The following is a 6000-nucleotide window of genomic DNA, read 5'->3' as shown; positions in this document are numbered from 1 at the left end:
ACCTTTGGGTGCGTAATAAACTCATGTACAATTGTAATATCATCATCAGGATGAAACGCACAAAAACAGTACACGTTATCATGTTCATTGAGAACTTTTAGATTCCATTCATTCAGTTGCTTTGCAACACCAGCTTTATGAGCATAATTTGAATATACAATTTTTTCAACATCATGCTCTTTAAGATATTCAATACATTCATTATAGTATAAGCGATAAATAACATCCCATCCATAATCTTTTACAAACGATTTCCATAGCGCTTCAAACATTTTATCAGGAAATAAGTGCACATGGAAATCAATGATTTTGTAACTGATCATTTTTTAGGTGTTCCTTACGGTATTGTTTTGGCGACATGCCAACCATCTTGGAAAACACTGTACAAAACGTAGTGTAGGAATTAAACCCTAATGCAACACCATTAGACAATGCATGTCATTAAATCGTTTTACAATTATACTGTAAGCAACGCTATTACAGAAAAATATAGCATGAAACATTATAATAAATGTCAATATATGAAAATATTTTTAAGAATATCCAAATAAGAAAAATCACTTTACTCTAATGCTGTATCCTAAAATAATGAGAAACCCCACTTGACATTTATGATTTAACATATTATATTTAAGTATATTCTTAATATCTTAAAAAGGAGTAACATTATGTACAATGTAAAAACAATTTTAACATTAAGTTTTATTTTTGTATCTACTTTAGTATTTGCTCAGCATCATCATGGCAAAGGAATGATGTATCATATGTATAATGCAAAAACCGAGGCAACTGTTTCTGGTGTTGTCGATGACATTATAAATGAATCACACCCCTGCTGCGGTTCAACTATGAACCATTTTTATATAAAAGTAAAAAGTAATAACGAAACAGTAAAAGTTTTTTTAGGACCCACTGATTATGTTAATCAAAATATCAAAGTTAAAAAAGGAGATAGTGTTACAATTTTTGGATCTAAGACAACAATGAATAATGAAACTGTTATTATAGCAAAAACTATTAAAACTAAGGAAAAAGAATTTGCATTACGCAATGACGATGGAACTCCTAAATGGGCCGGTCAGATGAAATATAAAAAACAGCAGTAAATAATATCATTTTGTTTTAAGCCTGTAAACTCCATCCCATTTCTTTGGGGGTGGAGTTTTGGCAAATTCTTTACAACGCTCTATATAAGTTTTGCAAGGACCATCATCAGGTACAATTTTAACTCCTGCCTTAAAAGCTGACAGAGCTTCATCCCATTGGCGTTCCCTGAATAGAGCTAAACCTTCATTATATTTTTTTAGCATTTCATACATATAATCCGGTAAAGTGCCCTTCTTGCCTAGTAGTTCATACACTTTAATGGGCTGTTCTTTGCCCACCACTCGTATCAGATCAAGTTCTCTTGCCTCAATTATATCTTTTACTCGTTCGTATGTTGTTTCGCTTATCATAGTATACGTACCATAATATTTATTAGCACCTTCCAACCGTGAAGCAAGATTCACTGCATCGCCCATCATCGTATAATCCATCCGTTGTCTTGAGCCCATATTACCAACAACCGCATCTCCGGTATTTATACCCATTCGTACCTTTAGCTCAAAAGTGCCTTTTTTCCGCCATTCTTCTCTTAATTCTGCCAGCCTGCGTTTCATATCAATAGCAGCTAGACACACCCTTTCTGGATGATCCTCAAATGCAAGGGGGGCACCAAAAAATGCTATAATTGCATCACCCTCATATTTATCCACAGTTCCTTCATAACGTAAAATTATATCGGTCATTTCGGATAAATATTCGTTTAATAATGCAACAAGCTGTGGTGGTGTTAATTTTTCTGAAATAGATGAAAACCCCGCAACATCTGAGAAAAATATACTTATATTTCGCAATTCTCCGCCTAATTGTAATTTTCCTGGATCCTTTATTAATTCTTCTACTACTCTAGGTGCCATATATTTTGAAAAGACTTCTTTAATGTAACGCTTTTGGCTTTCCTCACTCATAAATTTCACACTACTGATAATTGCAGAAGGTAAAAGAATTGCCAGCGATACCCCTAATTGGTCCATATAAAGATTTTTAAATGAAAATAGAACTATATTAACAATATTATACACAACCAGAGTTCCAACTATTGCAATGATTGTTCCAGTTGCACTTAACCTTTGTACCGCTAGTACCAGTACAATTGCAAAAAATAAAATTAGGGAATAATCTATCCATTGAGGAATCTGATGAATATAGGCCTGCTGTAAAACTGTATTAATAAAATTATGATATGTCCCAACCATCAAATATTCTGACGAAAGTGGCGTTACACCAATATCATGGGATGCAGTTGCAGTTAATCCAATTATACATGAATGATCTTTTAGCCGATCAACTTCTAGTACTAATCGTGCAGCATTAATAAAATTAATTAAATTTGTTTTTGCCTCCTGTAACTTGGTATCATTACTTTCTTTTGATTGTTTTTGTATCTCCATTAATTGATTTTCCAGGTTCTTAATATACCCTCTTTCTATTTCATATAATCGTTGGCGGGTATTGGTAATTTTTTTCCATAGTTCCTGTTTTGCCTTAAGGTCTTTTGTTTTTTCTAATATTTCATTCATTGTTGCCAGCTCACCATATAGTCTGCTGCGCTCAGTGTTTTTTGATTGAACTTCCTGTTCATCAAAAAACTCATGGACAGTATCTTTTAGCTGACTATATTCTAGCAATGCGTAAAAGGACACATGATTGAAAGTCTCTGTAAATTCTCCACTCCAGTGAACATACGCCATGCCAGCATCATCAATGGGGATTACATAATCCCTTTTATTCAATGTTATGGGATCGGTTGCATTATGCAGTATAATATGCTTACCATGAACTATCTCCACATCCGACTTCTTCACTTTCATCAAATCCATGAGCATGACCATTGCCATGTGGAAATAAATTCTATCTTTAAATACACGTATAAGTCTGATACGCCGGGCAATACCATCCATATCAAAGTCGCTATCGACATACCCAAAATCCTTTGCACTCATGGCAATCTCAGGTATTGGATACTGGATAATTACTCTGGTAGGGTCAATGTAACGTGCAAATTCGTTCTGCTTATCCTTGGGAACAGGGATTGAAGCTATTTTTTCAAATCGCTGAATGGACTCATTACGTTTTTTTTGTTCTTCTGGAGATAATTTTGCTTCTGTTAAAGTACGATTTAAAAATGAATAAGCCAAAATAACATTATTTTTGCTGATAGCTTCTGAAAAGAGTTTGTCACTATCTAGTATTGCCTGATTTAACTCTTCATATGTAATTCTTTTGCCGGCTTTTACCTTTTCTTCAACTATTTTTAATATTTCAGGCTGCGCATAACGTGGTGATTTATCCATAAACTGGATATCAAATGCAATCTGCTTTGGTCCAATATCCTTTATCACCTCCAGACCTTGTGCGTAGATATATCGTGGCCAAGGGAATTGTCCTACATTAGTAATGCTGTTGTCATCAATATCAAGAAAGGTAAGATATTCCCATTGTGGAAGCTGTGGTTTTATTTTAAAACGGACATCAAACAGTTTATATTCAAAAAGTCTGTAGACATCAGTGAATACAAAAGCAATAATAAGCAAACCAAGTACACATCCAATAACAATACCATATAACGGATTTGATTCAATATTTTTTCGTAAATTTTCAAATTTATTTATTGGCATAAACCACCTGAATATATTTATTTTTTCTGCATTATATCAGATGGTTACAAAATATTACAAGTATAATAATATGTTGTTCTTTAATTTTTAAGCAATTTTATTATAATTTGAATCATTCACTGTTAAACTTATTTTCAACACCACATACTCCATCGCTTTAACAAAAGCCTCATTTATTGGGTATCTATCACTTCTTACTGTGTCTATCATTATTGACTGCAATGAAAAAGAGCTCATCATGGGTAAAGAATCTTTGGCAATTGCAATAAAATTACTCTTATCTTTATATTGTTTTTGTAGAATAGAGCATGCCACAGGAACTATCGCCCCATATTTATTTTTTGTAAAACTAAAGCCAAATAAACGGCATACTAGTGGTCTGTAAGTATATACCATACAGCATCCTGAACTTTTTTTGAGAGGGCTTGTATCATAAAAAATGCATTGCTTTTCATTTGCTTTATCCAGCCACAACTGGTAATTGTGTTGTTCATAGATATGTATGCAAAGCGGCAACATTTCTACTATTGAAGCTTCAATATTTTCAATGGATGTATCACAACAGGTACCACAGCCATGTGGACAGAAAATTGAAAATGAAGATTTAATGTTATTGATTATTGCTTCTACTTCCTGATACAAAATGACAATATCATTCAACTGTGGAAAAAGCTCATAATAATTTTCTTTAATATCCATACTAACACCATTGTAATAACGCTGTGTAGAAAATTATTATTGTTATGCAATACTGTCTTTATAGAATTTCTAATCAATAATATAAATTATAATCTACTGCCCTACTATAAACTATTTAATTGAGTGCATTTTTAGCGCCAACTTATTTATATGAATGATGCATTGATTCTTTAAATTTTTTGACTTTAATAGACCACAATGATGACTTTTTTCTTTCAAGCTTTGAATAAATACATCCACAATACTTTTGTCTGTACATTCCATATTTTTTAGATAATTCAATGGACTGCTGGTATCCGCCATCAGACTTAAAATCTTTTGATATAAACTTTATTTCGTACAATTTTGACAGGTTGATGCCTATTTCATTAATTCTCTCTGCATCCTTATAAGGGCTTACTGTTAATGTGGTGCATACAGCATCAAATTTATTTTCCTTTGCTACTTTAAAAGTTTCCCTCAATCGAAAATCATAGCAAGCAAAACATCTCTGCGACATCTCACCATACATGCGGTATGGTTTTACCGTATTAAACCAATCTTTTTGATTATAGTTACCGATAGTTACTGGTATTGAATTGTAGCTGGAAAATTGTTCAACTTCACGCAATCGTAGTTGGTATTCTGACCGTGGTGCTATATTTGGATTGTAATAGAAAACATGAACATTAAATTGTTGTGATAATACTTCATATACATGCGTGAGACACGGTCCACAGCATGTATGGAGTAACAATTTTGGGAACCGTTTGCTGTTCACTTAAGATACTTATCTATGAAATTATTCAGCTTTTTTAACTTTGCAGGATTTACCTTGCCATCAAGCCATAACAGAAGATCTGCATTCACACCACGGGTGCAATTGTATTCGTGGTGGATAACAAAGTTTGCAATTTCAAATTTTAGCTTTTCAAAAATTTCTTCTGCAATACAAAGATTTGAAGGTTCTGGACCAATACATTCAGCAATTTTCACAATAATTTCGTGCTTGTTAATCTCTTTAATTTCTTCACGGTAAGGTTCATCAAAAATACATTTAGCCAAACAAATATTGTCAGAAGGGGATAAATACCAACCATTTACTCCAAAAGAAGCCTTGTTTTTCTTCTTCATTGTTATTCCTCTTGTACCATGGCAAGATGTAATAATTATAATTAAAATTTAATAAAGTTATAATATTTCTATTAAATATATAAAAATATTATTAAAATGTCAATTATTAAAGAACAAAATATATGCATTCAATTTAAATTTTTTTATTTTTATACGATTATTAAAAATGATACAATAATTTAATTATTAAAAAAACTATAATTTTTTTCTTGACATGATTAACATTATTTAATTATTGATTTATAACAATTAAAGCATGAATTTGTTTGATATGAAAACATCACTCAATAACATCATCAGCAAAAGCTATTTTTGGTTTTATTATTTTTATAGCAAGGCTCGTCTGTAGCTTTTGCTGATGTTGTTATTTGCAAGGGCCGCAGGCGGGTAGCCGGCGGCCTTTGATTTTCTAAGGATACTTGGATAAGGCCGCCACCCTCCGGGCTCAAAAGGTACTTTAACATTT

7 protein-coding genes are annotated in these 6000 nt (G+C 32.4%); 1 reads left to right on the top strand and 6 read right to left on the bottom strand.

Annotated features, from left to right (window positions below; translation table 11 throughout):
• Together N3F66_05325 and N3F66_05320 are read right to left on the bottom strand one after the other, a co-directional pair.
• A partial coding sequence (locus N3F66_05325) for a hypothetical protein (GenBank protein ID MCX8123569.1) occupies positions 1-323 on the bottom strand: 323 nt, incomplete at its 3' end.
• Positions 301-432 (bottom strand): AraC family transcriptional regulator, encoded by a 132-nt coding sequence (locus N3F66_05320; GenBank protein MCX8123568.1) that lies wholly within the window; start codon positions 430-432, stop codon positions 301-303. The genes N3F66_05320 and N3F66_05325, both read right to left, overlap by 23 nt.
• 236 nt (positions 433-668) lie before the next feature.
• Here N3F66_05320 and N3F66_05315 point away from each other — a divergent pair, with 236 nt between their 5' ends.
• Positions 669-1106: a hypothetical protein gene (locus N3F66_05315; protein ID MCX8123567.1), complete on the top strand. Its 438-nt coding sequence runs from the start codon at positions 669-671 to the stop codon at positions 1104-1106.
• A 6-nt stretch (positions 1107-1112) separates the two neighbouring features.
• On the opposite strand, the gene N3F66_05310 is transcribed toward N3F66_05315, so the two are convergent.
• From N3F66_05310 to N3F66_05295, 4 genes are all read right to left on the bottom strand, one after another.
• Positions 1113-3722: an adenylate/guanylate cyclase domain-containing protein gene (locus N3F66_05310; GenBank protein MCX8123566.1), complete on the bottom strand. Its 2610-nt coding sequence runs from the start codon at positions 3720-3722 to the stop codon at positions 1113-1115.
• 87 nt (positions 3723-3809) lie between these two features.
• Positions 3810-4421, bottom strand: coding sequence for a YkgJ family cysteine cluster protein (locus tag N3F66_05305; GenBank protein MCX8123565.1), 612 nt, complete (start codon positions 4419-4421; stop codon positions 3810-3812).
• A 142-nt stretch (positions 4422-4563) separates the two neighbouring features.
• Positions 4564-5181: an epoxyqueuosine reductase QueH gene (locus N3F66_05300; GenBank protein ID MCX8123564.1), complete on the bottom strand. Its 618-nt coding sequence runs from the start codon at positions 5179-5181 to the stop codon at positions 4564-4566.
• The gene (locus N3F66_05295) at positions 5178-5534 is read right to left on the bottom strand and encodes a hypothetical protein (protein ID MCX8123563.1); all 357 of its coding nucleotides are present in this window, start codon (positions 5532-5534) and stop codon (positions 5178-5180) included. Before N3F66_05295 ends, N3F66_05300 begins: the two co-directional genes overlap by 4 nt.
• Between the last annotated feature and the right edge of the window lie 466 nt (positions 5535-6000).

The sequence above is a fragment of the Spirochaetota bacterium genome, from assembly GCA_026414805.1.
GTDB lineage: Bacteria > Spirochaetota > UBA4802 > UBA4802 > UB4802 > UBA4802.
Note: the sequence above shows the minus strand (reverse complement) of the source record. Positions and strands in the feature narration are given on the sequence as shown.

Bases quoted from the DNA above. Each gene is read 5' to 3' on its own strand.
- N3F66_05315 (MCX8123567.1), top strand. From the start codon at position 669: ATGTACAATGTAAAAACAATTTTAACATTAAGTTTTATTTTTGTATCT.
- N3F66_05310 (MCX8123566.1), bottom strand. From the start codon at position 3,722: ATGCCAATAAATAAATTTGAAAATTTACGAAAAAATATTGAATCAAAT.
- N3F66_05305 (MCX8123565.1), bottom strand. From the start codon at position 4,421: ATGGATATTAAAGAAAATTATTATGAGCTTTTTCCACAGTTGAATGAT.
- N3F66_05295 (MCX8123563.1), bottom strand. From the start codon at position 5,534: ATGAAGAAGAAAAACAAGGCTTCTTTTGGAGTAAATGGTTGGTATTTA.